This window comes from Kribbella sp. NPDC031520, from assembly GCF_055580825.1.
Genome location: NZ_JBVIKS010000002.1, coordinates 1,051,175 through 1,077,677, shown reverse-complemented (window position 1 = coordinate 1,077,677; position 26,503 = coordinate 1,051,175). Strand labels below are relative to the sequence as shown.

Sequence of the window (26,503 nt, the reverse complement as noted above, 5' to 3'; positions counted from 1 at the left end):
CTCGGTGGGACGCCGGGAGCACAACGGGTGCACAACTGGAGAGAGAGGCAGGTCAACCTGTGAGCAGAAAGACCGATCACACGGACACCACGAGCCTCGAGAACTTCCTGCGGCCGATCGTCGAGCAGTTCGGCTGCGACCTGGAGGCCGCGGACGTCGCGCCGGCCGGCCGCCGCCGGTTGCTGCGCGTGCTGGTCGACCGCGACGGCGGGATCAGCCTCGACGACGTCGCCGACGTCACCCGGGCGATCTCCAAGGCGCTCGACGCCGACGACATCATGGGCGAGGGCGCGTACACGCTGGAGGTCTCCAGCCCCGGCGTGGACCGGCCGCTCACCCTGCCCCGGCACTGGCGGCGCAACCTCGACCGCCTCGTGAAGGTCACCCTGACGGCCGGCGGGACACTCACCGGCCGGATCAAGTCCGCCTCCGACGAGGCGGCCGAACTGGACGTCGACGGCAAGCGGCAGCGCGTCGCGTACGCCGACGTGGCCAAGGCCAAGGTCCAGATCGAGTTCAACCGGGCTGCCGGCAACGACGAACCTGAAACACCTGCCGACGGCACGGTGGAGGAGAACTGACATGGACATCGACATGGCCGTGCTGCGGTCGCTGGAACGGGAGAAGGACATCTCCCTGGACGTGGTGGTGGAAGCGATCGAGCAGGCGCTGCTGGTCGCGTACCACCGCACCGAGGGCGCGCAGCAGCACGCCCGCGCCGAGCTGGACCGCAAGACCGGGCACGTGACCGTGTACGCGCGTGAACTGGCCGAGGACGGCACGCTGGCCCGCGAGTACGACGACACCCCGCACGACTTCGGCCGGATCGCCGCCACCACGGCGAAGCAGATCATCCTGCAGCGGCTCCGCGACGCCGAGGACGAGGTCCGGTACGGCGAGTTCTCCGGCAAGGAGGGCGACATCGTCTCCGGCGTCGTCCAGCAGGGCCGCGACCCCCGGTCGGTGATGGTCGACCTGGGCAAGATCGAGGCCGTGCTGCCGGCACCTGAGCAGGTCCCGGGGGAGCAGTACGAGCACGGCTCCCGCCTGCGGGTGTACGTCGTCGGCGTCCGGAAGGGCTTCAAGGGCCCGCAGATCACGGTCAGCCGGACCCACCCGAACCTGGTGAAGAAGCTGTTCGCGCTCGAGGTACCGGAGATCGCCGACGGCACCGTCGAGATCACCGCGATCGCGCGTGAGGCGGGGCACCGGACGAAGATCGCCGTCCGGACCCTGAACCCGTCGGTGAACGGCAAGGGCGCCTGCATCGGGCCGATGGGGCAGCGGGTGCGGAACATCATGCACGAGCTGCACGGCGAGAAGATCGACATCATCGACCACAGCGACGACCCGGCGACGTTCGTCGGGAATGCGCTGTCCCCGGCGCAGGTTACGTCTGTAGAGGTGGTCGACGCCGCGGCACGTGCCGCGCGCGTCGTCGTACCCGACTACCAGCTGTCGCTCGCGATCGGCAAGGAAGGGCAGAACGCCCGCCTCGCCGCCCGGCTGACCGGCTGGCGGATCGACATCCGGCCGGATACCGATGTGACGCCTGAGCCGGAGAAGGTAGACTGATCTCTCGGTCGGTCGGCTGAGTCGCAACCACACCCTGAGGAACACGTGACAGTGGCTACAGACGCGCGCCCGGGGCCGGATAAATCTCATCGGCCCAGGGAGCGCACCTGTATCGGGTGCCGGAAGCGGTCCAGCCCGGCTGACCTGCTGCGGATGACGGTTTCCGGCGGACATGTCCGCCCGGATCCCGATCGTCGGGCACCTGGCCGTGGGGCGCATCTGCACCCGACGATCGAGTGCTTCGACCTCGCCGTCCGGCGCAAGGCGTTCCCACGGGCCTTCAAGGTCCCGGGGCCGCTCGACGTGACCGGGCTGCGGGAGTACGTCGCGCAGCGTGATAATGAAGACGCAGTACAGCAGGACGAAGTACAGACGGTCCGACCGGACCGTGCTGACCGACATGAAGGCGGGTCATCGACTCATGACCACTCGATGAGTGTCTACCGATGAGTGCAATGCGATGAGCACGTACGTCAACTAACGGTCCGCGCCCCAGGCTCGGACCAGAGGGAGAGTAGTGGCAAAGGTCCGGGTCTACGAGCTCGCGAAGGAGCTCGGAGTTACCAGCAAGGTCGTTCTGACCAGACTGAACGACATGGGCGAGTTCGTCCGGTCGGCATCCTCGACGATCGAGGCACCTGTCGTCCGGCGGTTGGCGGAGGAGTTCGAGAAGAACCCGCCGAAGAAGCGTGCGGCCAAGAAGGCCGCCGCGAGCACGTCTGCAGCGCCGCAGGCGACCGCACCGGTCGCCCCCGCGGCCCCGAGGCCGGCCCAGCCGGCCACCCCGAAGGCTCCGGCCGAGCGTTCCGCTCCGGCCGCCGAGCCGGTCACGCCTGCCGCGGAGACTTCCACGGCTCCGGCGGCGAAGGCGGAGACGCCTGAGGTGGCTGCGCCTGCACCGGCTTCCACTCCGGCGCCGGGTGCCCGCCCGGGTCCGCGTCCGGGCCCGAAGCCGGGTCCGCGCCAGGAGTCCACCGCGGCCGAGGCTCCGACGGTCGAGGCTCCGGCGGCTCAGGCTCCGACTCAGGCTCAGGCAGAGGCTCCGGCCGCTCCGGCGACGCCTGCGTTCGAGGCGCCCGCGGCTAGGGCGGCCGACAGCGCGGCCCCGGCGGCCCGCCGTACCGACAGCCCTTCGGCTCCGCGTCCGGGTTCCGGCCCCCGTCCGGGTGGCCAGAGCGCGCGTCCAGCCCCGGGTGCGACCCCGCGTCCGGGTGGCCAGGGCTCCGGCCCCCGCCCGGGTGGTCCGGGCGCCGGTCCGCGTCCGGGTGGTCCGGGTGCCGGTCCCCGTCCGGGCGCCCCGCGTCCCGGTGCGCCCCGCCAGGGTGGCGGCCAAGGTGGCGGCGGCCCGCGTCCGGGTGCGCCGCGTCCGGGCAACAACCCGTTCAGCTCGACCCAGGGCATGCAGCGCGGTGGACCGCGCCCCGGCCCGGGTGGTGGCGGCGACCGGCAGGGCGGCGCTCCGAGCCCGGCCGGGATGGCGCCGCGCCCGTCGCAGGGTCGTAGTGGCGGCAACGAGCGTGGCGGCAGCGACCGGCCGCGTCCGGCCGGCGGCGGCGTTCCGGGTGCTCCGCGCCCGAACCCGGCGATGATGCCGAAGTCCTCGGCCGGTACGTTCACGGGTCGCCCCGGTGGCGGCTCCGGTGGTCCTGGTGGTGGCCGTGGTGGCGGCGGCGGTGGCCGTCCGGGCGGTGCCCCGGGTGCCGGACCGCGCGGTGGTGGCGGTGGCGGCGGCGGTGGCTTCCGTCCCGGTGGCGGCGGCCCGAGCGGTCCGCCCGGTGGCGGCGGTGGCCGTCCGGGTCCGGGCAACCGGGGCCGGGGCGGGACGCAGGGTGCCTTCGGTCGTCCGGGCGGTCCGGCCCGTCGTGGCCGCAAGTCGAAGCGCGCCAAGCGTCAGGAATTCGACAACATGCAGGCCCCGGCGGTCGGTGGCGTCCGCGTCAAGCACGGTGACGGCGAGGTCGTGAAGCTGCCTCGTGGTGCCTCGCTGACGGACTTCGCCGAGAAGGTCGGAGTCGACCCGGCGTCGCTGGTCCAGGTGCTGTTCCACCTCGGTGAGATGGTGACCGCGACCCAGTCGGTGAACGAGGAGACGCTCGAGCTGCTCGGTACCGAGCTGAACTACGACGTCCAGATCGTCTCGCCGGAGGACGAGGACCGCGAGCTGCTGCAGTCGTTCGACATCGAGTTCGGTGCCGACGAGGGCGGCGAGGGCGACCTGGCTCCGCGGCCGCCGGTGGTGACCGTGATGGGTCACGTCGACCACGGTAAGACGAAGCTGCTGGACGCGATCCGGATGGCGAACGTCGTGGCCGACGAGGCCGGCGGTATCACCCAGCACATCGGTGCGTACCAGGTGACCACCGAGGTGGACGGCGAGCAGCGGGCCATCACCTTCGTCGACACCCCGGGTCACGAGGCGTTCACCGCCATGCGTGCCCGTGGTGCGCAGGCCACCGACATCGTCATCCTGGTGGTCGCGGCCGACGACGGCGTGATGCCGCAGACGATCGAGGCGCTGAACCACGCTCGTGCGGCGGGTGTCCCGATCGTGGTCGCGGTGAACAAGATCGACGTCCCGGCGGCGGACCCGGCCAAGGTGCGCGGTCAGCTGACCGAGTACGGCCTGGTTCCCGAGGAGTACGGCGGCGACACGATGTTCGTCGACGTCTCGGCCAAGTCCCGGATCAACATCGACGGCCTGCTCGAGGGCGTCGTACTGACCGCGGACGCGGCGCTGGACCTGCGGGCGAACCCGCACATGCACGCCGAGGGCATCGCGATCGAGGCGAACCTCGACAAGGGCCGTGGTCCGGTGGCGACCGTGCTGGTGCAGCGCGGAACGCTCCGGGTCGGCGACTCGATGGTGGTCGGTCCGGCGTACGGCCGGGTCCGGGCCATGCTCGACGAGCACGGCAACAACGTCGAGGAGGCGACCCCGTCGCGTCCGGTCCTGGTGCTCGGTCTGACCGCGGTACCGGGTGCGGGCGACAAGTTCCTGGTCGTCGACGACGACCGCCGGGCCCGGCAGATCGCCGAGAAGCGGGAGGCCCGTGCCCGGGCGGCGGCGAACGCCAAGCGTCGCGTCCGCCGTACCCTCGAGGACTTCATGGCCTCGATGGAGAAGGGCGAGGCCCAGGAGCTGCTGCTGATCCTCAAGGGCGACGTGTCCGGTTCGGTCGAGGCGCTGGAAGACGCCCTGGTCCGGATCGAGGTCGGCGACGAGGTGTCGTTGCGGATCATCGACCGCGGGGTCGGTGCGATCAACGAGAACGACGTCAACCTGGCCATCGCGTCGAACGCCGTCATCATCGGCTTCAACGTGCGGCCGGCGGGCAAGGCCGGTGACCTGGCCGAGCGCGAGGGCGTGGATGTCCGGTACTACTCGGTCATCTACTCGGCGATCGACGACATCGAGGCGGCCCTGAAGGGCATGCTGAAGCCGATCTACGAGGAGGTCACCCTCGGCCAGGCCGAGATCCGGGAGATCTTCCGCTCCTCGAAGGTGGGCAACATCGCCGGTTGCTGGGTGACCAGCGGCCTGATCAAGCGGAACGCCAAGGTCCGGCTGATCCGGGACGGCGCCGTGGTCGTCGACAACACCGAGCTGTCGTCGCTGAAGAGGTTCAAGGACGACGCGTCCGAGGTCCGCGAGGGCTTCGAGTGCGGTCTGACCATCAACAACTTCAACGACATCAAGATCGGCGACGTCGTCGAGGCGTTCGAGCTGCGCGAGAAGCCGCGGAGCTGACGTAGGCGGTGACCCGGCGCGGGTCACCGAGGAGTAGCGTCCGGAGAGACTGCGGTCTCTCCGGACGTTGTTCATGAATGAGGGAGTGAGCCCTGATGGGTGAAGCAAGGGCGAAGCAGCTGGCCGACCGGATCCAGGTGCTCGTCGCGGAGTTGCTGGAGCGCCGGGTGAAGGACCCGCGGCTCGGGTTCGTCACGGTCACCGACGCGCGGCTGACCGGTGACCTGCGCGAGGCCAGCGTCTGGTACACGGTGTACGGCGACGAGCAGGCCCGGGCGAACACGGCGGCCGCGCTGGAGTCGGCCAAGGGCCTGATCCGCAGCGAGGTCGGCAAGGCGCTGGGTCTGCGGCACACGCCGAGCGTGGCGTTCTTCCTGGACGCAGTACCGGAGAACGCCGGGCAGATCGAAGAGCTGCTGGAGAAGGCGCGGATGGCCGACGCCGAGGTGGCCAAGGCCGCCGCGGGCGCGAAGCCGGCCGGCGACGCCGACCCGTACAAGCGGCCGCACGACGAGTCCGACGAGGACGAGGACTGAGTACTGCGTTGAGCCTTGACTTCACGTCGGCGTCGGACGGGATCGTGGTCGTCGACAAGCCGGGCGGGATGACCTCGCACACCGTCGTCGCCCGGATCCGCCGGCTGGCCGGTACCCGCAAGGTCGGGCATGCCGGGACGCTGGACCCGATGGCGACGGGTGTGCTGATCGTCGGGATCAACCGCGCCACCCGGCTGCTCGGGCACCTGCAGCTGGCGGACAAGTCGTACGACGCGACGATCCGGCTCGGTGCGAGTACGACGACCGACGACGCCGAGGGCGAGGTGGTGGACACCGCGCCGGTCGACGGCGTGACCGCGGAGGCGATCTCGGCCGCGGTCGAGGGATTCCGCGGCGAGATCTCGCAGGTGCCGTCGAAGGTGTCGGCGATCAAGGTCGACGGCAAACGCGCGTACGAGCGGGTCCGGGCCGGCGAGGAGGTCGCGCTCAAGGCCCGTGCGGTGACCGTGTCGCGGTACGACATCCTCGACGTCCGGCCGGACCCGGACGGGATCTCGGTCGACGTCTCGGTGGACTGCTCCAGCGGTACGTACATCCGGGCGCTGGCCCGGGACCTCGGTGCCGAGCTCGGCGTCGGCGGTCACCTGACGGCGCTGCGCCGGACCCGGGTCGGCTCGTTCGACCTGTCGGTGGCGCACTCGCTGGAGGCGCTGGCGAAGTCGTTCGACTGGCTGCCGATCGCGGACGTTGCCGCCGGCACCTTCCCGCGGTACGACGCGGACGACGCGCAGGCCACTCTGATCCGTACCGGCCGGCCGCTGCCGGGCCTCAACCTGGGAGCCGGCCAGACCGCGATGTTCGCGCCGGACGGCACCTTCCTGGCCCTGTACGAGCCGCACGGCCCGCTCGCCAAACCGACCGCGGTCTTCGTCGCCTGAAACTGTCGGAGGCCACGCGTAGCGTGACGTGGCATGAAGTACGGGTTCGTGATGGCGATGGGCGACGCGCGCGACGCGGCCGAGCTGGCCGTGATCGCGGAAGGCCACGGCTGGGACGGGTTCTTCGTCTGGGAGTCGATCTGGGGGATCGACGCCTGGGTGATGCTCGGCGCCGCGGCGATGACGACCGAGCGGATCCGGCTGGGCACGATGCTTACTCCGCTGCCGCGCCGAAAACCGTGGGACGTTGCCGGGCAAGTCTCGACCGTCGACAACTTGAGCGACGGGCGGGTGATCCTGTCGGTCGGGCTCGGGGTGACGGGGGAGGACCGGTTCTGGCTGTTCGAGGAGGATCCGGGGCGGAAGGTCCGTGCCGAGCTGATGGACGAGTCGCTGCAGATGCTGCCGTACCTGTGGCGCGACGAGCCGTTCGAGTTCTCCGGGAAGCACTACAGCTCCCGCATGGTCCCCGAGCTGAATCCGCCCGCGCCGCCGCCACCGGTGCAGCAGCCGCGCGTCCCGACCTGGGTCGTCGGCGGCTGGCCCCGGCCGAGGTCCATGCGCCGGGCCGCCCTGCAGGACGGCTGGCTTCCGGCGTACGTCGGCGACGGTCAGGTCACGCCCGAGGTGGTTGCCCAAGGGGTCGAGTGGATCCGCAACGAGCGCGAGAAACACGGCCTGACCATGGACGGGTACGACGTGGCCGCCGAAGGCATGACGACCGCGGACGACCCGAAGGCCGCCGACACGGTCCGCCCGTGGGCCGACGCGGGCGCCACCTGGTGGATCGACGCGGACTGGTCCTCGCTGGATCCCGCCGTCGCACGCCCCGCCGCCGAGCGCCGCCTGAAGGCCGGACCGCCACGCGTCGATTGATCGCGCCGTACCCTTGAGTCGTGCGTTCTCGTCCGACGTTGGAATGGGCTCCGGGCCCTGAGGTGCTGGCGTTGGAGCCGGGGTCGGCCGATGTCGGCCCGGTCGCGGAGCTCGTGGCCGCCGGCGGTGTCGTCGTACTGAGCGGGGCCGGAATCTCCACCGAGTCGGGCATCCCCGACTACCGGGGCGAGTCCGGCAGCCTGCGGACGCACACCCCGATGACGTACGGCGACTTCCAGGGGAGCGAGGAAGCGCGGCAGCGGTACTGGGCGCGCAGCCACCTAGGCTGGCGGACCATCGCCCGCGCCGCCCCGAACGACGGCCACCGTGCCGTCGCCGCGCTCCAGGCCCGCGGCTACCTGAGCGGGATCATCACCCAGAACGTCGACGGCCTGCACCAGGCCGCCGGTGCCCGCGACGTGATCGAGCTGCACGGCAACCTGGACCGGATCGTCTGCCTCGACTGCGGTACGACCTCCCCGCGGGAGATCCTCGACCGCCGGCTGCGCGCCGCGAACCAGGCGTTCACGGCCGAGGCGACCCGGATCAACCCGGACGGCGACGTCGAACTCCCGGACGACGTGGTCCGGACGTTCCGGGTCGTCCCGTGCCCGGTCTGCGGTGGTGTCCTCAAACCGGATGTGGTGTTCTTCGGCGAGAACGTCCCGAAGAACCGCGTGCAGCGCTGCTACCAGCTGATCGACGACGCGAACGCCGTACTCGTGCTGGGCTCGTCCCTGACCGTGATGTCCGGCTTCCGGTTCGTCCGGCACGCCGCGAAGGCCGGCAAGCAGGTCCTGATCATCAACCAGGGCGTCACCCGCGGCGACCCGTACGCCGCACATCGGGTGAACCTCCCGCTGGGCCGAGCGCTCACCGAGCTGCTGAACACCACCGGGCCGAGCCACGCGTGAGGTGGCCCGGCCCGGAGTCCGCAGTACGGATTGGAAAGGGTCAGCGTTGCGCGCTGGTCCGTACGCGGTTCTTGGAGGCCTCGAGGGCCAGAGGTGACGCTGCGGCCTGCTTCGCCAGCGCCTTGGCCTTGGTGGCCCAGGCGGACTGCTCGGCCGCGGTGATCACGGTCGGCTCGCCGGTCAGCGTCTTGTAGGTGAGGGCGGCCATCGCGGCCTCGCCCTCGAAGCGCGGGTGGTAGTTCAGGGCCCGGAGCAGGTTGATGTCCTTGCCCTGGATCCACGCTTGGCCATCCGGTGCGCAGGCGTCGTGCCCGGTCGACGGGCCGAAGGTGTCGACGTACGTCGCTCCGCCCGCGGCGGCCGCGTTCGAGACGGCGGCGTTCAGCGCCTGCTCGATCGAGTACAGGTACGAGTAGTCGCCGTCGGCGAACGGCAGGATCGCCGCGCAGGTGCCGTGCTCCGGCGCGATCTTCGGGTAGCCGACCAGCACGATCGTCGCCTTCGGTGACCGCGCCCGGATGCCCTGGACCACGATCGCGATTCTGGTCTGCGTCTGCGCGATCTTCGCCCGCAGCGTGTCTACTCCGTTGACCGTGAAGTGCGCCTTGCACGGCGCGCCGGTCGGGTCCGAAGCCCGCAGCCCGGGACAGGTGCCGATGATGTCGCCGAAGACGCCGAAGTCGTTGCCGCCGATCCCGAGGGTGACCAGGTCGGTGTCCGGTGTCAGCGCGTCGAACTGCGGCGCGGCGGTGCCGAGGATCGTGCTCTGCGGCTGGGTCATGTTCGTGGTGTCGGCGCCGCCGCAGCTCACGTCGGTGAACCGGTACACGCCGAGCGCCGCGGCGAGCTGCTTCGGGTAGTTGCTGTACGAGCGCGCGCAGCCGAGCGACAACAGGTCGGCCAGCGGGACGAACGGCGCCGACGTGTACGAGTCGCCGAGCGCGACGTACCGCTCGAAGCTCGGTCCTGAAGAGGTGGCAGAGGGTGCTGCGGCGGCGCTGACGGCAGGCAGACCTGCGACCAGCGTGACCGCCGCGCAGGCGGCGACCAGACGGCGTAGCTTCACGAGACCTCCCCAGGCTCACCAGTGCGCGGCCTACCATAAGTTGAGTCACTGCCCGATTACAAGGGGTGATCGGCGACCTGGTTGAGGCAATCTGATGAAGGCATGGAATCCTGCTCCCATGCGTGTCTGGCACGGATTGGACCAGGTGAGCCCGGACTTCGGGCCGACGGTCGTCACCATCGGCAACTTCGACGGCGTACACCGGGGTCACCAGGAGGTGCTCGCGCACGCCCGCGCGCGGGCGGCCGAGCTGGGCGGACTGCCGGTGGTCGCGATGACGTTCGACCCGCACCCGATGCGGGTGCTGCGGCCGGACCACGCGCCGCTGATGCTCAGCGACCCCGAACAACGGGCCGAGCTGCTCGGCAAGGCCGGCGCGGACGCCGTGCTGATCCTCCCGTTCACCAGGGAGGTGTCGAACTGGTCGCCCGAGGAGTTCATCGAGCGCACGCTGGTGAACACCCTGCACGCGAAGGCGATCGTCGTCGGCGAGAACTTCCGCTTCGGGCACAAGGCGGCAGGCCACGTCGACACCCTCGTCCAGGCGGGAGCGCAGTACGGCTTCCAGGTCGAGGGGCTGAGCCTGGCGGGGGACCAGCAGCCCTGGTCGTCGACGTACATCCGGCAGCAGCTCGCCGAGGGTGACGTCGAAGCGGCCGCGACGGCGCTCGGCCGCCCGCTGCGCGTGACCGGCGTGGTCGTCGAGGGCGACAAGCGCGGCCGCGAGCTCGGGTTCCCGACCGCGAACATCCCGGCCGACCCGGGGGCGGCGGTCCCGCAGGACGGGGTGTACGCCGGTTGGCTCACGGTCCTCACGCCCGCGCCCGGCGCCCCGGCGTACCCGGACCCGCTGCCGGCGGCGATCAGCGTCGGGTCCAACCCGACCTTCGACGGCCTGGACCGGCGGGTGGAGTCGTACGTGCTGGACCGCGACGACCTCGAGCTGTACGGCGCCAAGGTCGCGATCGACTTCGTGGCCCGGCTGCGCGGCACCCAGATCCGCTTCGACAGCATCGACGAGCTGCTCGTCCAGGTGAAGGCCGACGTGGACGGCGCGCGCCGCCTCCTGCACGCTGATTAGGGTGACGCGTCCACGGACTGATATCCTGGCTGCTGCCGTCTGAACGGCCGCGGATCGAGAGTGCTCGGGTGAAGAATGCCCCGGTGCGCCGCGCAACGGAAATCGAGAGGATGCCTGTGTCAGCTGTTGACGCTGCTACGAAGAAGAAGATCATGGGCGAGTACGCCCTGACCGAGGGTGACACCGGGTCCCCCGAGGTCCAGGTCGCGCTGCTGACCTACCGGATCAGCCACCTGACCGAGCACCTCAAGGAGCACAAGCACGACCACCACAGCCGTCGTGGCCTGCTGTTGCTCGTCGGTCAGCGCCGCCGGCTGCTGAACTACCTGGCGAAGAAGGACATCAACCGCTACCGGTCCCTGATCGAGCGGCTCGGCCTCCGCCGATGACGTCGCGAGGAGCGGCCCCCGAGACCCGGGTGGCCGCTCCTGGCGTATCCGCGCCCTGACAAGACGGGATCGCGGATCCACAACTGAATACAGCAAGACGAACGAGGCGACGCGAAGCGCGTGGCGGGAGGACGACCGGTCCTCGGTAGTGGCTTTCGGATGCAGGTGACAACTCGTCATCCGCGGGCCTCGATCGAAGACCGGCACCCCGGAAGCTCGCGCCTCGCAGTCGTCACACTGTGAGAGAGGGGTATCCCGTGTCGGGATCCACAAGTGCGCCGATGGACGGCGCCGAATTCGCTGAGGCCGTCATCGACAACGGCAGCTTCGGCACCCGCACCATTCGCTTCGAGACGGGCCGTCTGGCCCAGCAGGCCGCCGGCTCCGCCGCGGCGTACCTCGACGGCGACACGATGGTGCTGTCGGCCACCACGGCCAGCAAGAAGCCCAAGGACCAGTTCGACTTCTTCCCGTTGACGGTCGACGTCGAGGAGCGGATGTACGCCGCGGGCCGGATCCCCGGCTCGTTCTTCCGCCGCGAGGGCCGGCCCTCGGAAGAGGCCATCCTGACCTGCCGGCTGATCGACCGCCCGCTGCGGCCGTCGTTCGTGTCCGGCCTGCGCAACGAGATCCAGGTCGTCATCACTGTCCTGGCGCTGAACCCGGACAAGCTGTACGACGTGCTCGCGATCAACGCGGCCTCGATGTCGACCCAGCTGGCCGGCCTGCCGTTCTCCGGCCCGATCGGCGGCGTCCGCGTCGCGCTGATCAACGGCCAGTGGGTGGCGTTCCCGACCCACACCGAGCTCGAGGACGCGGTCTTCGACATGGTGGTTGCCGGTCGCGTGACCGACAGCGGTGACGTCGCGATCATGATGGTCGAGGCCGAGTCGACGCCGGGCACCTTCGAGAAGGTCGCCGCGGGCACCCAGGCACCGACCGAGGAGATCGTCGCCGAGGGCCTCGAGGCCTCCAAGGCGTTCATCAAGACCCTGGTCGAGGCGCAGGCCGACCTGGCCGCGCGGGCCGCGAAGCCGACCGGTGAGTTCCCGGTCTTCCCGGACTACGCCGACGACGCGTTCGCCGCGGTCGAGGCCTCCGCGAGCGAGGAGCTCGCCCAGGCGCTGACGATCGCCGGCAAGCACGAGCGTGACGACGCCACCGACGCGGTCAAGGCCGCCACGGTGGAGAAGCTGGCCCCCGACTTCGAGGGTCGCGAGAAGGAGCTGTCCGCAGCGTTCCGCTCGCTGACCAAGAAGCTGGTCCGGCAGCGCGTGCTGAAGGAGAAGGTCCGGATCGACGGCCGTGGGCTGACCGACATCCGGCCGCTGAAGGCGCAGATCGGCGTGCTCCCGCGGGTGCACGGCTCGGCGCTGTTCGAGCGCGGCGAGACCCAGATCCTGGGTGTCACCACGCTGAACATGCTCCGGATGGAGCAGCAGCTGGACACGCTCTCCCCGGAGACGCGCAAGCGGTACATGCACAACTACAACTTCCCGCCGTACTCGACCGGTGAGACCGGCCGGGTCGGTTCGCCGAAGCGCCGCGAGATCGGTCACGGCGCGCTGGCTGAGCGGGCGCTCGTGCCGGTGCTGCCGTCCCGCGAGGACTTCCCGTACGCGCTGCGTCAGGTGTCCGAGGCGCTCGGCTCGAACGGGTCCACCTCGATGGGCTCGGTCTGCGCCTCGACGCTGTCGCTGCTGAACGCCGGTGTCCCGCTGAAGGCCCCGGTCGCCGGTATCGCGATGGGCCTGATCTCCGGTGAGATCGACGGCAAGGAGGAGTTCGTCGCGCTGACCGACATCCTCGGCGCCGAGGACGCGTTCGGCGACATGGACTTCAAGGTCGCCGGTACGAAGGACTTCGTCACCGCCCTGCAGCTGGACACCAAGCTGGACGGCATCCCGGCCAGCGTGCTGGCGGGTGCGCTGACGCAGGCCAAGGACGCGCGGCTGACGATCCTGGACGTGATGGCCAAGGCCATCGACGCGCCGGGTGAGATGAGCGAGTTCGCGCCGCGGGTCATCTCGGTGAAGGTCCCGGTGGACAAGATCGGCGAGGTCATCGGCCCGAAGGGCAAGATGATCAACCAGATCACCGAGGACACCGGCGCCGACATCTCGATCGAGGACGACGGCACGGTGTACATCGGCGCGACCGACGGCCCGTCGGCCGAGGCCGCCCGGGCCGCGATCAACGCGATCGCGAACCCGACCATGCCGGAGAAGGGTGAGCGCTACCTGGGTACGGTCGTGAAGACGACCAACTTCGGTGCGTTCATCAGCCTGCTGCCGGGCAAGGACGGCCTGCTGCACATCAGCAAGCTGCGTCCGCTGGCCGGTGGCAAGCGGGTCGAGGCCGTCGAGGACGTGCTGTCGGTCGGCCAGAAGCTGCAGGTCGAGATCGCCGAGATCGACGACCGCGGCAAGCTCTCGCTGATCCCGGTGATCGAGGGCGAAGAGAAGAAGGAAGAGGCGCCGGCCGCCGAGTGACTCGCGCAATCACGAGTACCTTGCTGAGCCCGGAGGCGGGCGGTCCGGTGAAACGGACCGTCCTGCCCTCCGGGCTCCGGGTTCTCTCCCAGTCCGTACCGGGCTTCCGCTCGGTCACGTTCGGCCTCTGGGTCGGCGTGGGCTCCCGCGACGAGCCGGAGCAGCTGGCCGGTGCGACGCATTTCCTCGAACACCTGCTGTTCAAGGGCACCGAGCGTCGTGACGCACTGGAGATCTCCGCCGCGATCGACGCGGTCGGCGGCGAGATGAACGCGTTCACCGGCAAGGAGTACACCTGCTACTACGCGCGGGTGCTCGACACGGACCTGCCGCTCGCGGTCGACGTGATGTGCGACATGATCACCTCCGCGACGCTCACCGACGTGGACGTGGAGAGCGAGCGGGACGTCATCGACGAAGAGATCGCGATGCACGCCGACGAGACGTCGGACCACATCCACGACCTGTTCGCCGAGCAGCTCTGGGGCAAGTCCCCGCTCGGCCGTTCGATCACCGGTACGCCGGAATCGGTCGCCGGGCTGTCCCGCCAGCAGGTCGTGGGCTGGTACCGCCGCCGCTACAAGCCGTCGAACATCGTCGTCTCGGTGGCCGGCAACGTCGACCACGCGGACGTCGTACGCCTGGTGCGCAAGGCGTTCGAGCGTCATTGGGTGACGGCCGAGGCCGAGCCTGCCGCGGTACGGCGTGGTGCGGCTCGCCGCGTTCCGACGTACGGCGGGGTGCAGGTACACCGCCGTGACGTCGAGCAGGCGCACCTCGTACTCGGGATGCCCGGGCTGGTGCGCAGCGACGACCGCCGGTACATCGCCGGCGTCCTGCACGGGATCGTCGGCGGCGGGATGTCGTCGCGGTTGTTCCAGGAGGTGCGGGAGAAGCGCGGCCTGGCGTACTCGGTGTTCACGTTCGGTTCGGCGTACGCGGACTCCGGCATGGTCGGCGTGTACGCGGGCTGCCTGCCGAAGAAGGCTCCCGAGGTGCTGGACGTGATCCGTGGCGAGCTCGAGGCGATTGCCCAGGGCAACATCACGCCGGACGAGCTGCTCCGCGGCAAGGGGCAGATGCGTGGTTCGGTGGTGATGGGCCTCGAGGACACCGGCGCGAAGATGACCCGGATCGCGAAGGCCGAGCTCGTGTACGGTGAACTGCCGACCGTCGACGAGATCCTGCACCGGATCGACTCGGTCACCCTCGACGACGTCACCCAACTCGCCGCGGACCTCTACGCAGGCACCCCGGCGCTCACGGTGATGGGCCCGTTCGAAGAGGACACCACCGCCTTCACGCTCTAGCACCTCGACAGGCCTACCCGCCAGGAGCACACTGGCAACGGGCCTGGGGGAGGCTTGGGGTGGGTCATGAGTACGACCACAGCGGAGATCAGGGCGCTCGGCGAGGACTTCCGCGGCGAGCTGGTGCAACCGGGCGATCCGGCGTACGACGAGCACCGGAAGGTCTGGAACGGGTCGATCGACCGTCGGCCCGGGGTGATCGCTCGCTGTACCGGGGTCGCGGACATCCGTTCCGCGCTCGCGTACGCGCGCCGCACCGGTGGGCCGGTGGCGATCCGCGGCGGCGGCCACAGCTTCCCCGGCCACTCGACCTGCGATGGCGGCATCCTGCTGGACCTCGCGTTGCTCAAGGGCATCCAGGTCGATCCGGTACGGCGTACCGCGCGCGCACAGGCGGGCGTACTGCTCGGGGAACTCGACCGGGCGACCCAGGCGTTCGGCCTCGCGACGCCGTCCGGCATCGTTACCCACACCGGTCTGGCCGGGTTGACCCTTGGCGGCGGGATCGGCTGGCTGATGCGCAAGTACGGGCTGAGCATCGACAACCTGCTGTCGGTCGGCCTCCTGACCGCCGAGGGTGAGTTGGTCACCGCGAGCGAGGACACCAACGCCGACCTGTTCTGGGGGATCCGGGGCGGTGGCGGGAACTTCGGCATCGTCACGGAGTTCGAGTTCCAGCTGCACGCTGTCGGGCCGGTCGTCCACGCCGGTTTCGTGGCATGGCCGATGGAACGGTCGCCGGAACTGCTGCACTTCTACCGCGACTGGATCACCGGCATCCCCGACGAGCTGACCACCGCGATCATGCACCGCCGGCTCCCCGCGTTGCCGACCGTCCCGGCCGAGTTGCACGGCCGCCCGGTGGTAGGCGTCGTCGCCTGCTACGCCGGTCCGGTCGGGGACGGTGAGAAGGCGGTCGCGCCGCTCAGGGCCTTCGCGCCACCGTTGCTGGATCTGTGTACCGCGATGCCGTACCTGGACCTGCAGGCGATGTTCGACCCGAGCTTCCCGCACGGTCGCTGGTACTACATGCGCTCCTGCGACGTCGGCGAGCTGACCGACGAGGTCATCGACATCGCCGCGGCGCGCGGTCGCGCGATCAGTTCGCCGTACACGGCGTACCCGATCTTCCATCTCGGTGGTGCGATCGCGCGGGTGCCTGCCGATGCCACGGCCTTCGGCGGCCGAGCCTCCGGGCATACGTTCAACTTCGTCGGTGCGACGCTCGGAGCAGAAGGCTTCGAGGAGCAGCGCGAGTGGGTGCGCGACTCGTGGCGGGCGATGGAGCCGCACCAGTCCGGCGTCTACGTCAATTTCCTGGCCGACGAGGGCACCGACCGCATCCGTTCCGCGTACGGCGCGACGGCGTACGACCGGTTGACGGCGCTCAAGCAGAAGTACGATCCCGGGAATCTGTTCCACCTCAACCAGAACATCCCACCCTGCTGAGTCATTCGATGCCGAGCAGGGTCAAGAAGGCAGTCGCAGCGGGCGAGCGGCCGGCCGCGCTCCAGACCACGTACTCGATCCGGCCCGGCGCGTCCTCGATCTCGACGGTGGCGACCCCGGTCAGCTGTGGTGCGTAGGTCGACGCGAACAACGCGACCGCCAGCCGTTCGCTGACGAGCCGCGCCATCAGTTCGGCGGTACTGACCTCGAACGCGACGTCGCGGACAAGTCCCGCGGCTTCGAACGCCTGGTCGCTCTGCAGGCGACCGGCCGTGCGGGGCGGTAGGTCCGCGAACGGTTCGCTCGCCAGCCGTTTGAGGGTGACGGTCGGCTGTCCGGCCAGCGGGTGGTCGGGCGGTACCACCGCGACCAGGCGGTCGCGGGCGAGTTCACGCGCCTCCACGCCGCGCGGTCGGATGCTGGTGGGCAGACCGAGGAAAGCCACGTCGAGGAGACCTTCCTTGACCTGTTCGGCGAGCTTCTCGCTCGCGCCGACCCGCATCGAGATCCGTACGTCGGGGTAGTCGCGCCGGAAGTCCCGCAGCGCGGCGGGGATGTCGACCGCGGCCACGGTCGGGATCAGTCCGACGGCGAGTCGTCCTCGGACCATGCCGACCGCCGCGGCTGCTTCCGCGGCGGCACGTTCGGCCGCGTCGAGGCACTGCCGGGCGGCCGGGAGGAACGCCGTACCGGCCTTTGTCAGCGCGACGCGTCGGCTGGTGCGGTCGAAGAGGCGGGCGCCGAGTTCGCGTTCGAGCCGGGCGATCTGGTGGCTGAGCGCGGACTGGACGACCAGGCAGCGTTCCGCGGCCCGGGTGAAGCTGTTCGTCTCGGCGACCGCGACGACGTACCGGAGTTGCTGGAGTTCCATGGATCTATCTTGAATCACGATCGATGCGGTGACGAACATGTGTTGGACTCATCGATCGTCGTGGCCGGAAACTGCCAGGGTGACCAACCAATCTGTCCTCACCGAACAGCGGGCTTCGACAGCGCGATCGTGGCTCGGGGTCGCCGCGATCACCGCCAGCCTGTTCGTCTTCCTGACCACCGAACTGATGCCTGTCGGCCTCCTGACCCCGCTGAGCAGCAGCCTGAGCGTCCCGGTCGGCGTCGCCGGCCTGATGGTGACGTTGTACGGCGTCTCGGCCGGCCTCGGCGTCCCGTTCATCGTCGCGTGGAGCCGGCGGGTCAACCGCCGCGTGCTGCTGTCGGTACTGCTCTCGGTGCTGACCGTCGGGAACCTGGTGACCGCGGTCGCGCCGAACTTCCCGCTGATGCTGGCGACCCGGCTGTGCATGGGGTTCGCGAGCGGGGTGTTCTGGGCCATCGGTGTCAGCATGGCGATGCGTCTCGTGCCGCCCCGCGATGCCGGGCGGGCGGCTGCGACCGTGATGTCCGGTATCTCGGTCGCGGCCGTGGTCGGCATCCCGCTCGGGATCTTCCTCGAGAGCCGCACCGACTGGCGTACGACCTTCCTGATCTGGTCGGGCCTGAGCCTGCTCGTGCTGATCGCGGTGGTGGCCGCGATCCCGTCGTTGCCGTCGGACAACGCGGTGCCGGTCCGCGCGGTGTTCGCCCTGCCGGTGCGTAACGCGCGACTCCGGCTCGTGATGGTGATGGTGATGCTGTTCGTGCTCGGGCACTTCGGCGCGTACACCTTCGTACGGCCTTATCTGGAAGGCGAATCGTCCGCGAGCCCGGCGTTCATCACCGCGGTTCTGATGGCGTACGGCGCGGCAGGTGCCGTCGGCAACTTCCTCGGCGGCCGGATCGTGGCGTGGAACGTCCGCGGCGGGTTCATGATCGGCTGCACCGGTGTCACCGCGGCTCTGCTGTTGTTGCTGGTTGTCGGCCATTCGCCGGCGGGCCAGGTCGTCACGCTCGTGTTGTGGGGCATGTCGTTCGGCGTGGTACAGCTGTGCCAGGTGAACCTCACCCAGGCAGCAGCACCCGACACGTTCGAAGCGGCCATGTCGCTGAACACGATGGCGTACAACACGTCCATCGCCCTCGGCGCACTTTTCGGCGGCCTCTTCGCCGACCATGTGGGCATCAACAGCGTCATGTACTTCGGCATCGCGCTCACCGCCGCCTCGTTGCTCGTCACCCTTGTCAGTGGGCGCCGGACAGCTTGACGGGCAGTGTCTGGTAGCCGCGCAGGACCAGCCGATCCCGCCGGACCGGTTCGCCGTTCGGTTCGATCGTGAAGCGGCGCAAGCGGTCGAAGGCGATCGTGGCCTCCAACCGGGCGAGGCTGTTGCCGAGGCAGATGTGCGCACCGGCGCCGAAGCTCAACGGTTTGTTGCCGGGGCGCTGTGGATCGAACCGGTCGGGGTCCGGGAAGCGTGCGGGGTCGCGGTTGGCCGCGCCGAGCAGGAGTACGAGATTGCTGCCGGCCGGGATCGGCGTACCCGCGATCGTCGAGCCGTCCCGGGCGACGCGGGTCGTGACCTGTACGGGGGAGTCGTACCGCAGTACCTCCTCGACGAACGCCGCATCCGTCGGCAGCTCGGGCTGCCGGAGCAGGATCGCGAGACCGTTGCCGAGCAGGTCGGTGGTGGTCTCGAAGCCGGCCACCAGCAGCAGGATCAGATTGGCGAGCAGTTCCTCGTCGGACAGCCGCTCCCGGGCGGCGACCAGCGCGGCGACCAGACCGCCGGGTGGCGGATCCGCAATCAGGTGGGCGAAGTACGCACCGAGCTCGCGGGCCGCCGCGTCCGCGGAAGCGTCCGACTCGTCGGTGAGTTCGAGCGCTGCCGTCAGGTCCGAGGCCAGCGGGCGGAAACGATGCCGGTCGGACGCCGGTACGCCGAGCAGCTCGCAGATCACGGTCACCGGAAGCTGGAAGGCGAACCGGTCCATGAAATCCACCTCGGCGGGAAGACCCTCGAGCAGGTCGTCGACCGCGGACTCGATCGCGGGCCGTAGTTCCGCGACCCGGCGCGGTGTGAAGACCTGGGAGATCAGCGAACGCATCCGGCCGTGATCGGGTGGATTCGTCCGCAGGATCGAGCGTTGCATCAACTCCAGCGACGGTTGGCTCGACGGCTCGGCCGGGATCTCGAACGCCGGGTTGCGCAGTACTTCGTTCGCTGCGGCGTACCCGACGACCAGGAAGATGTCGTCGGTGACCGGAAGCAGCGGGCCGAGGCGGTGCGCGGCGGCGTACAGCGGGAACGGGGCGATGCGGCCCGCAGGCGACAGGAGCTGCTGGAGGATCTCGGCCCCGTTCATGCGCGGCGACCGAGCAGGACGTAGCCGGTCGCGTACAGCGTCGCGCCTGCCACCTCGAAGATCTGGATCAGCCCGAAGCGCGGACCGGATGTGAAGATGAACAGGCCGCCGACGGTGTAGGCGACCGCGCCGACGCCGAGCAGCAGGCCTGCCGCTCGGAGGCCGCGGCGGCTCAGCGTCCGTGCGAGCCACACGTAGCCGAGCGGGAAGATCAGCAATGCCGGGAAGACGATCAACGCGGCCGGGGTGTTCAGGTCGGCCGGCTCGTGCACCATGCTCGGCGCGTACTCCGCCCGCACCGGGTTGTGCGAGCCGTCGAAGATGATCAGCGCGAACCAGAACAGTGTGCCGGTCATCGCGGCGTACCAGGACCGGAGGTCGCGGCGTTGGTTGCTCAGCGCAATCATGCTGGCCAGGCTGACGACCTGCAGGCCGAGGCCGAGCGCCTGGATGTCGTGGGTGAGTCCGTAGCGCTCGCCGACCGCCGCGATGCTCCAGCCGTCGCGGGCCGGGTGCAGCAGGGTGCCGAGCCAGAACAGCGGGCCGCCGGTGAAGGCGGTCAGGCGGGCGGTCGTACGCAACTGCCGGCGCGGGCCGGTCGGTGCGGTTTCGGTGGTGGTCATCGTCGATCTACTTTCACTAGAGTGAGCCACTAGCGAACCACTAGTGGGTGACTCTAGTCAATCGAGTATGCTCTTGTTCATGGCGCGACGAGCGGAACAGACCCAGGCCAACCGGGAGCGGATGCGGGTGGCGGCCCAGACGCTGTTCACGGCCCGTGGGTACGCCGCGACCTCGATGCAGGCGATCGCCGACGAGGCCGGGATGGCCGTGCAGACGCTGTACTTCACGTTCGGGACGAAGCGAGCCCTGCTCGCGGAACTCCTCGACGTGGCCGTGGCCGGCGACGACGAGCCCGTGCCGAACCTGGAACGTCCGGCCGTAGTGGCGGCACTCGAGGATCCGGATCCCGTGGCGCAGTTGCGCACCCTGGCCAGGTTCTCCCGCGAGGTCTACGAGCGAGTTGCTCCGGTGCTCCAGGTCGTCGCGCACGCGGCCACCGCGGATCCCGAGATCCATGAGCTCTGGGAGACCAACAACGCCCAACGCGCCGTCGTTATGGAGCGGATGATCACGGCACTGACGGCCAAGACCGCACTGCGCGAAGGTCTCGACGCCGCGATGGCGACCGACATCACGCTCGCCCTGCTGAGTCCCGAGCTGTACCACCTGCTGACCGCTCGTCGCGGCTGGGACGCCGATCGCTGGGAGCGATGGACCGCGGACGCCCTGGTGACCCAACTCCTCCCGCGGAGCTAGCTTGAGCTGGTCATGATGGGCCCGTTCAAGACAGGACGCCACGGCCTTCAGCCGCTGAGGTCCTTCGCTGCCTGTTCGAGGTAGGGCAGGAAGGCCACGACCGCGGGCGAGTCGGTGACGCCACGCCAGGTCGCCGCCAGAACCGTCCGCACCGGCGCATCCGCCGCCCGCAGCGGCACCAGGGCGAGGCCCGGGCGGGCAGCAGCGGCCGCCAGTCGAGGGACGAGCGCGATTCCCAGACCGGCGGCGACGAACCCGAGCTTGGCGGTCCACTCGCGGACCGGGAAGTCGAGCCGCGGCACCAGGTCCGCTCGCCGGCCCGCCTCCCGCAGCGTCGCGAGGCTGTCCGGGAATCCCTCGACCCAGCCCTCCGCGGCGAGTTCCGCGAACCGCAGGCTCCGGCGCTTCGCCAGCCGATGCCCGGCCGGGAGCGCGACCAGCAACGCGTCGTCCATCAGGTGATGCAGCTCGAGCCTGCTGCCGTCGAGTGGTTGGTGCGGATAGGCGCTGAGGACGGCGAGGTCGAGCTCGCCGCTACACAGCCGCTCCACGTGGTCGCTGCTGTTGCCCTCGAGCAGGGTCAACTCGACGCGTGGATGTGCGGCCCGGAAGGCAGCGATTGCCCGTGGTACCAGGTTCGCGTCCGCGGTCTCGAAGGCTCCGAGCCGGATCCGGCCGGCGTCGAGGGTGCGTAGCGCGTCGAGCGACCGCCGGGCGACCTGCACGCGCTCCAGCACCGCCTCCGCATGGGCGAGCAGCGACCGGCCGGCCTCGGTCAGCCGCACCCCGCGCGGCAGCCGGTCGAACAGCAGCACGCCGACGTCCTTCTCCAGTGCGGACAACTGCCGCGACAACGTCGGCTGGGTGTATCCGAGCGTTGCCGCGGCCGCGGTCAGCGAACCCTGACGGGCCACTTCGCGGAAGACGGCCAGGCCTTCGAGATCCATACGCAAACTGTATGTCAGGCATCCAATCATTTCATTTGTTGCATGTCGGATCCGCTCCTACCGTGAACCCCGTGCAGAATCTCAAGTTCGGTCTTTACGGTTTGTTCCGCGGCCGGGGCGTCGAGCCCGGCGAACTGGTCCGGCGAGCGCAACTCGCGGAGGCGGCCGGTTTCGAGTCGCTGTGGGTCGGCGACCACCTCGCCCTGCCGGCCGAGGACGGCGGCGACCAGCCCCGGCTGGAGGTGATCGTTGCCATCAGCCACTTGGCGGCGGTGACCACGACGATCCGGCTCGGGCTCGGCGTCATCGTGCTGCCACAACGCCAGCCGGTCCTGCTGGCCAAGCAGTTGACGACCCTCGACATCCTGTCCCGCGGCCGCCTCGACGTCGGGATCGGCGTCGGGTACGTCGAGCGCGAACTGCAGGCGCTGGGCGCGACACTCGCCGGCCGCGGCGCCCGCACGGACGAGTACCTGACCGCGATGCAGGTCCTCTGGACCGAGCCGATCGCGAGCTTCGCCGGCCGGACGGTGACGTTCGACCGCGTCTCCCAGCTCCCGTTGCCCGTGCAGCGCCCGTACCCGCCGATCGTCGTCGGCGGCCATTCGGAGCAGGCGATGCGCCGGGCGATCACCGCCGCGAAGGGCTGGTACGGCGTCTACCTCGACGTCCCCGAAACCGCGAAGCTGCTGGCCGAGCTCCGCGCACTCGAGGCCACCAGGCCGGCCGAGCTCGGTCCGCTGGAGATCACGATCACCCCGCCGGGCGCGGTCGATGCCGCGACCGCCGACGAGTACGCCGCACTCGGAGTCGATCGGCTCATCCTGCAACCGACCACCGAGGACGGCTCGGACTTCGACGACCTGATCCGCTCGACCGGCCGGGACCTGATCGGCCGGAGCCGAACACGCCGTTAGACCCGAACACGTCGGTAGACGGTCGCGAGACGTCACACGCGATCTGCCACTGGATCCCTGGGCGCACGGGCAGGACCCGCTTGCTGGGATGACACGCAATTTGCGGCCGACCCGCCGGAACCCCGGCGCGGTCCCGCATGCCATGCGTGAAAGAGGATCCCCGTGCTCGACGCGTACCGTACTGCCCGCGACTCGCTGATCGACGCTGTACGCATCACCCCGGCCGACGGTGTCTGGGAGGTCCTGCGCTGAGGGGTAACCCGTCAGGTTGAGGTGTAGTGTCCCGCTGCGAAAATTGAAGGGGGCCGCCTGGGTGAGCACATTCGGGATCTCGTCGACGGCGAGCTCGACCACCTCGGTGCAATTTGTCTGTGCGCACTCACAGTCGAAGACGCAGACGGCGTGGTGTCCGTCTTCCTGGTTGCGTCCCAATCGCAGTCTTTCGGCCGCCTGATCAGCGAGTTGGCGGTTACTGACACGAATCAAAGACTGCCGCTCACCGGCGGTGCGCGCGGCCGGCCAGGATCCAAGCAGCGGGCCGAACCTCTGCTCTACTGCGAGGATTGTTTGCTCGACCGTCTGGCCGTCGACCACGATGACACTTGCGCTGGTTCCCTCGAGTTGGCTCCGCACCAGCTCCCAGCCCCAGATCTGACCTCTGTGGTCACTGCCCGGCCGCCTGTGGTCCAGTCGTACGAGCTGTTCCTCCCTCGACGGCATCAGCCACACTGCGTTCTCGTCGATCCCAGCCATCTCGGGAGTGACGAATGCACCTTCGACGATGACCGAGGTATCCAGGGGCAGGGACTCGATGTCTGCCAGGATCATCGGCCGGCGATCAAAGTCTCCAGGCCCACTACCCAGGACGTGAAGCCCGGCCGCAGCGGCGCGCTTCTCATGAGCGAATGCATGAGCATCGACGCTGTACCAAAGAAATCCATACTTCCGCGCGAGTAGACGGCTCACCGTGGTCTTACCCGCCGCCGCCGGACCACCCACCCACAGGATGCCCGCAGGCTCGCGGCTCAGTTCACGACCCATATAACAAGAGTCTAGCTTCGACCCGACCGACTGATCTGAGCTGATGACAACTCTGCGGACATCACGGCTCCGAGCACCGCTGCGCATGTACTGGTGGCGTCCGAGCCGGTCGCCGCGCTCGTCACCGTACTGCTCTCGGCGGCGCGCTGATGGCGCTCGTACACGGCGGGGCGGCCGGCGGGGGAACCGGTGGGACTGGCGGTGGGATCGATGGGGCCGGTGGAACCGGTGGGGCGGCCGCGGCGGTCGCTGGGACGATCACCGGACTGAACGCGATCCGGCAGTGTGGGTACGCGTTCGGGAGCATTGTCACGGCGGCTCCGCAGGCTGCGATCTATCGGTGGTTCGTGCGGAGCGTACCGGTGCGGCCGCGCCGGGAGGTCGTTCACCAGGTCGATTCCGTTGCCTTGGACAACGTCACCTACCGGTATCCGGGCGCGGCCGCCCCCGCACTCCACAACGTGTGCATCGAGGCGCGCCGAGGTGAGCTGGTCGCGCTGGTCGGCGCGAACGGCACGGGGAAGTCGACGGCGATCAACGTGCTGATCGGCGCGCTGGCGCCGGACTGCGGCCAGGTGCTGATCGACGGCAGGGCCGCGAACCTGATGACCGAGGACGAGCGGCTCGCGCACTTCGGCCTGCTGGTCCAGGAGTTCGGGCGTTTCGAGTTCACGCTCCGGGACACCGTCGATCTCGGTACGCCGGACGAGGTCGAAGATCGGGCGATCCGTGCGGCGCTGTCCGGTACGTTCGCCGCCGAACTCCCGCTGGACACGCAGCTCGGACAACAATGGTCCGGCACCGGGATCTCCGGCGGCCAGTGGCAACGGCTCGCGCTGGCCCGTATCCGGCTGCGCAACGCCGGAGTCTGGATCCTCGACGAACCGACCTCCGCAATCGACGCCGAGGCCGAACACGAGATCTTCACCGACCTCCGCCGTACCAGCGGCGGCCGCATCACCATCGTCGTATCCCATCGCGCCCGGACCCTCCGCGCCATGGACCGCATCTACGTCGTAGACGCCGGAAAGGTAGTCCAGCAAGGCACCTACCCGGAGCTGATCGCCCAACCAAACGGGCGCTTCGCCCAACTCTTCGCAGACCAAACCCCGAACAACTAGCCGAACTAGACCCGCCTTGTAGCACCGCGGCCGTGCACCAGCGCCGGCCGTGCACCAGCGCCGGTCGTGTACCAGCGCCGGTCGTGTACCAGCGCCTGGCTTGTGTCGCGCGCCGGTGTTGTGTCGAGTAGTTGTGTTGTGCGGGCAGTGGGCTGCGAGCGCGCGGCCGGCGGCTTGAGGGCGCCCGTGAGTGGCTCGCGTCGCGGGAAGCATGCGGGCGAGGCGGGCGCGGGGAGTCAGGCTGACTGGCGGGCAGGTGGGGGATCGGGGTCGGACCAGGATGGGCGTGTGACGGTGGGGTGGCCGTTGTGGAAGGAGATTGTGATGCGGCCTTGGTGGAGGTTGATGTGGTCGCGTTTGCAGAGCAGTGCGAGGTTGTCTAGGGCGGTCGGGCCGCCGTCGGCCCAGTGGATGACATGGTGGGCTTCACAGATTGCCGGGGGCGCGCCACAGGCGATGCAGCCTTTGTCCCGGTTGTTGAGGGCTTGGCGGATGGCGCGGGTGACGAAGCGTGCCTCGGTGCCGATATCGAGCGGCTCGGAGTCCGAGCCGAGGACCAGCGGGATCACCCCGGCGTCGCAGGCGAGCCGTCGTACGGCGGCTGCGGAGAGGAAGTCGCCGTACACGAGAGCACCGGTCCCGGTGGCCTGCTTGAGGTCCTCGAGGTCGATCGTCACCGTGATGTGCGGCTTGATGTCGCCATGGCCGGGCACGGCCGAGCCGGTCCCGGCCGCAGCCGCGAGGATGGCGGTGAGCGCATCGGCCTGCCGCTTGCTGCGCGGACGTGGGTCGCACTTGCCCTCGGTGGTCTTGTGCGGCTTGGCGCCGGCGAAGATCAAGGTCCGGAGGAGTTCGGCGTTCTCGTCGGCGAGATAGCCGCCGAAGGTGACGCCACTGTCGGCGTTCTTCAACCAGAAGGTCTCTCGCGTGGACAAGTCGTCGTCAGGGCGCCGGCCATCGGTGTCCAGGCGCTCGCGAACCTCTCTGCCGAGCACCCGCAGATCGGCGGGCGACAGGAGCTGTGCCGCGGTGACCATCTCGTCCTCGGCGACCTGCAGGTCTTCGGCTGGAACCCTGGCCGTGGCCGGGACCTTCTCCAGGGCGGACACGATCGCCTCGGCCTGAGCCAGGTTCAGGTGTTGCGAGCCGGAGTGGTCGGACGAGCCGGTAAGGGCCGAGGCGACGGTCGGGTACTTCGGCAGCGCGTTGGCGAGCTTCAGATCGCGGCGGACGTCGACGGGATCCAGTTGGTGGCGGACCGACAACAGCTGCACGGTGTCCCGGGCGCCGAGGTCCTTGGCGTGACCAATCGCGTCGTACGCGGCCAGCAGCTCAAGGCGACGGGCGTCGATCCTGGTGCGCTCAGCCTGCAACTGGTCGAGAGCGGTCAGCATCTCGGCGCCGCTCATCGACCAGGCCGGTCGCATGTCCAGGAGTTCCATACCGTCGACCCTAGACCTCACATCCGACAGATTTCGACCCAGAACAGCCTTGTGTGCAAGGGATTTCCGGTTGTCCACAGGAACAAACATCACACCGCCGAACCATCGAACGCTGATAGCCGCGTGGACCTTGGCAGGTGTTG

General features: G+C 69.5%; 23 protein-coding genes. 17 read left to right on the top strand and 6 right to left on the bottom strand.

The features are described 5' to 3' along the window. Positions 1-59: 59 nt before the first annotated feature. The 8 genes from rimP to ACZ5BU_RS13770 all read left to right on the top strand — a co-directional run bounded on the left by rimP (position 60) and on the right by ACZ5BU_RS13770 (position 8,548). Positions 60-581, top strand: coding sequence for a ribosome maturation factor RimP (gene rimP / locus ACZ5BU_RS13805; RefSeq protein WP_465698689.1), 522 nt, complete (start codon positions 60-62; stop codon positions 579-581). Position 582: 1 nt separating this feature from the next. Then, complete coding sequence (gene nusA, locus ACZ5BU_RS13800) at positions 583-1,575, top strand: transcription termination factor NusA (protein WP_465698687.1); 993 nt, start codon at positions 583-585, stop codon at positions 1,573-1,575. 45 nt (positions 1,576-1,620) lie between these two features. Further along, positions 1,621-2,025, top strand: a complete 405-nt coding sequence (locus ACZ5BU_RS13795; RefSeq protein ID WP_465698685.1) for a YlxR family protein — start codon at positions 1,621-1,623, stop codon at positions 2,023-2,025. A 67-nt stretch (positions 2,026-2,092) separates the two neighbouring features. After that, positions 2,093-5,323, top strand: coding sequence for a translation initiation factor IF-2 (gene infB / locus ACZ5BU_RS13790; RefSeq protein WP_465698683.1), 3,231 nt, complete (start codon positions 2,093-2,095; stop codon positions 5,321-5,323). 95 nt (positions 5,324-5,418) lie between these two features. Next, positions 5,419-5,859, top strand: a complete 441-nt coding sequence (rbfA, locus tag ACZ5BU_RS13785; protein ID WP_465698681.1) for a 30S ribosome-binding factor RbfA — start codon at positions 5,419-5,421, stop codon at positions 5,857-5,859. A gap of 8 nt (positions 5,860-5,867) precedes the next feature. Continuing rightward, positions 5,868-6,758, top strand: a complete 891-nt coding sequence (gene truB, locus ACZ5BU_RS13780) for a tRNA pseudouridine(55) synthase TruB (protein ID WP_465698679.1) — start codon at positions 5,868-5,870, stop codon at positions 6,756-6,758. Between the two features lie 33 nt (positions 6,759-6,791). After that, positions 6,792-7,634, top strand: coding sequence for an LLM class flavin-dependent oxidoreductase (locus ACZ5BU_RS13775; RefSeq protein ID WP_465698677.1), 843 nt, complete (start codon positions 6,792-6,794; stop codon positions 7,632-7,634). A 20-nt stretch (positions 7,635-7,654) separates the two neighbouring features. Then, positions 7,655-8,548 carry an NAD-dependent protein deacetylase gene (locus ACZ5BU_RS13770; protein ID WP_465698675.1) on the top strand — a complete coding sequence of 298 codons (894 nt, stop codon included), beginning with the start codon at positions 7,655-7,657 and terminating at the stop codon, positions 8,546-8,548. Between the two features lie 40 nt (positions 8,549-8,588). Here ACZ5BU_RS13770 and ACZ5BU_RS13765 read toward each other — a convergent pair whose 3' ends face one another. Further along, positions 8,589-9,614, bottom strand: a complete 1,026-nt coding sequence (locus ACZ5BU_RS13765; RefSeq protein ID WP_465698673.1) for an SGNH/GDSL hydrolase family protein — start codon at positions 9,612-9,614, stop codon at positions 8,589-8,591. A 118-nt stretch (positions 9,615-9,732) separates the two neighbouring features. On the opposite strand from ACZ5BU_RS13765, the gene ACZ5BU_RS13760 reads away from it, so the two are divergent. The 5 genes from ACZ5BU_RS13760 (at position 9,733) to ACZ5BU_RS13740 (ending at position 16,335) form a co-directional block, all read left to right on the top strand. Then, positions 9,733-10,695 (top strand): bifunctional riboflavin kinase/FAD synthetase, encoded by a 963-nt coding sequence (locus tag ACZ5BU_RS13760; RefSeq protein ID WP_465698671.1) that lies wholly within the window; start codon positions 9,733-9,735, stop codon positions 10,693-10,695. Between the two features lie 116 nt (positions 10,696-10,811). Next, entirely contained in the window at positions 10,812-11,084 is a 273-nt protein-coding gene (gene rpsO / locus ACZ5BU_RS13755; protein WP_184833659.1) for a 30S ribosomal protein S15, read from the top strand. 281 nt (positions 11,085-11,365) lie between these two features. Further along, positions 11,366-13,576: a polyribonucleotide nucleotidyltransferase gene (locus ACZ5BU_RS13750; protein WP_465698669.1), complete on the top strand. Its 2,211-nt coding sequence runs from the start codon at positions 11,366-11,368 to the stop codon at positions 13,574-13,576. Beyond that, positions 13,573-14,886 (top strand): M16 family metallopeptidase, encoded by a 1,314-nt coding sequence (locus tag ACZ5BU_RS13745; protein WP_465698667.1) that lies wholly within the window; start codon positions 13,573-13,575, stop codon positions 14,884-14,886. Before ACZ5BU_RS13750 ends, ACZ5BU_RS13745 begins: the two co-directional genes overlap by 4 nt. Before the next feature lie 66 nt (positions 14,887-14,952). Further along, positions 14,953-16,335, top strand: coding sequence for an FAD-binding oxidoreductase (locus tag ACZ5BU_RS13740; RefSeq protein WP_465698665.1), 1,383 nt, complete (start codon positions 14,953-14,955; stop codon positions 16,333-16,335). 1 nt (position 16,336) lies between these two features. Here the strand turns inward: ACZ5BU_RS13740 and ACZ5BU_RS13735 are convergent, their stop codons facing one another. Continuing rightward, on the bottom strand, positions 16,337-17,206 hold the full coding sequence (locus ACZ5BU_RS13735) for a LysR family transcriptional regulator (RefSeq protein ID WP_465698664.1): 870 nt from the start codon (positions 17,204-17,206) through the stop codon (positions 16,337-16,339). 79 nt (positions 17,207-17,285) lie between these two features. Here ACZ5BU_RS13735 and ACZ5BU_RS13730 point away from each other — a divergent pair, with 79 nt between their 5' ends. Beyond that, positions 17,286-18,473, top strand: a complete 1,188-nt coding sequence (locus tag ACZ5BU_RS13730; RefSeq protein ID WP_465698662.1) for an MFS transporter — start codon at positions 17,286-17,288, stop codon at positions 18,471-18,473. Here the strand turns inward: ACZ5BU_RS13730 and ACZ5BU_RS13725 are convergent. After that, positions 18,451-19,572 (bottom strand): cytochrome P450, encoded by a 1,122-nt coding sequence (locus ACZ5BU_RS13725; protein WP_465698660.1) that lies wholly within the window; start codon positions 19,570-19,572, stop codon positions 18,451-18,453. The two genes, ACZ5BU_RS13730 and ACZ5BU_RS13725, sit on opposite strands and share 23 nt — an antisense overlap. Beyond that, the gene (locus ACZ5BU_RS13720; RefSeq protein ID WP_465698658.1) at positions 19,569-20,195 is read right to left on the bottom strand and encodes a hypothetical protein; all 627 of its coding nucleotides are present in this window, start codon (positions 20,193-20,195) and stop codon (positions 19,569-19,571) included. Before ACZ5BU_RS13720 ends, ACZ5BU_RS13725 begins: the two co-directional genes overlap by 4 nt. Before the next feature lie 79 nt (positions 20,196-20,274). Between ACZ5BU_RS13720 and ACZ5BU_RS13715 the strand changes: the two genes are divergently transcribed. Continuing rightward, on the top strand, positions 20,275-20,892 hold the full coding sequence (locus ACZ5BU_RS13715; RefSeq protein WP_465698656.1) for a TetR/AcrR family transcriptional regulator: 618 nt from the start codon (positions 20,275-20,277) through the stop codon (positions 20,890-20,892). Between the two features lie 47 nt (positions 20,893-20,939). Here the strand turns inward: ACZ5BU_RS13715 and ACZ5BU_RS13710 are convergent, their stop codons facing one another. After that, positions 20,940-21,839 carry a LysR family transcriptional regulator gene (locus ACZ5BU_RS13710; RefSeq protein WP_465698654.1) on the bottom strand — a complete coding sequence of 300 codons (900 nt, stop codon included), beginning with the start codon at positions 21,837-21,839 and terminating at the stop codon, positions 20,940-20,942. Between the two features lie 71 nt (positions 21,840-21,910). Between ACZ5BU_RS13710 and ACZ5BU_RS13705 the strand changes: the two genes are divergently transcribed. Beyond that, complete coding sequence (locus ACZ5BU_RS13705) at positions 21,911-22,756, top strand: TIGR03619 family F420-dependent LLM class oxidoreductase (RefSeq protein WP_465698652.1); 846 nt, start codon at positions 21,911-21,913, stop codon at positions 22,754-22,756. A 1,190-nt stretch (positions 22,757-23,946) separates the two neighbouring features. Further along, the gene (locus ACZ5BU_RS13700) at positions 23,947-24,918 is read left to right on the top strand and encodes an ATP-binding cassette domain-containing protein (RefSeq protein ID WP_465698650.1); all 972 of its coding nucleotides are present in this window, start codon (positions 23,947-23,949) and stop codon (positions 24,916-24,918) included. A 236-nt stretch (positions 24,919-25,154) separates the two neighbouring features. Here the strand turns inward: ACZ5BU_RS13700 and ACZ5BU_RS13695 are convergent, their stop codons facing one another. Beyond that, on the bottom strand, positions 25,155-26,360 hold the full coding sequence (locus tag ACZ5BU_RS13695; RefSeq protein ID WP_465698648.1) for an HNH endonuclease signature motif containing protein: 1,206 nt from the start codon (positions 26,358-26,360) through the stop codon (positions 25,155-25,157). Positions 26,361-26,503: the final 143 nt, after the last annotated feature.

Coding starts and splice junctions, on each gene's coding strand:
- ACZ5BU_RS13720 (WP_465698658.1), bottom strand. CDS start 20,195: ATGACCACCACCGAAACCGCACCGACCGGCCCGCGCCGGCAGTTGCGT.
- ACZ5BU_RS13740 (WP_465698665.1), top strand. CDS start 14,953: ATGAGTACGACCACAGCGGAGATCAGGGCGCTCGGCGAGGACTTCCGC.
- ACZ5BU_RS13695 (WP_465698648.1), bottom strand. CDS start 26,360: ATGGAACTCCTGGACATGCGACCGGCCTGGTCGATGAGCGGCGCCGAG.
- ACZ5BU_RS13750 (WP_465698669.1), top strand. CDS start 11,366: ATGGACGGCGCCGAATTCGCTGAGGCCGTCATCGACAACGGCAGCTTC.
- rbfA (WP_465698681.1), top strand. CDS start 5,419: ATGGGTGAAGCAAGGGCGAAGCAGCTGGCCGACCGGATCCAGGTGCTC.
- ACZ5BU_RS13715 (WP_465698656.1), top strand. CDS start 20,275: ATGGCGCGACGAGCGGAACAGACCCAGGCCAACCGGGAGCGGATGCGG.
- ACZ5BU_RS13710 (WP_465698654.1), bottom strand. CDS start 21,839: ATGGATCTCGAAGGCCTGGCCGTCTTCCGCGAAGTGGCCCGTCAGGGT.
- ACZ5BU_RS13760 (WP_465698671.1), top strand. CDS start 9,733: ATGCGTGTCTGGCACGGATTGGACCAGGTGAGCCCGGACTTCGGGCCG.
- ACZ5BU_RS13735 (WP_465698664.1), bottom strand. CDS start 17,206: ATGGAACTCCAGCAACTCCGGTACGTCGTCGCGGTCGCCGAGACGAAC.
- ACZ5BU_RS13725 (WP_465698660.1), bottom strand. CDS start 19,572: ATGAACGGGGCCGAGATCCTCCAGCAGCTCCTGTCGCCTGCGGGCCGC.
- ACZ5BU_RS13700 (WP_465698650.1), top strand. CDS start 23,947: ATGGCGCTCGTACACGGCGGGGCGGCCGGCGGGGGAACCGGTGGGACT.
- ACZ5BU_RS13775 (WP_465698677.1), top strand. CDS start 6,792: ATGAAGTACGGGTTCGTGATGGCGATGGGCGACGCGCGCGACGCGGCC.
- nusA (WP_465698687.1), top strand. CDS start 583: ATGGACATCGACATGGCCGTGCTGCGGTCGCTGGAACGGGAGAAGGAC.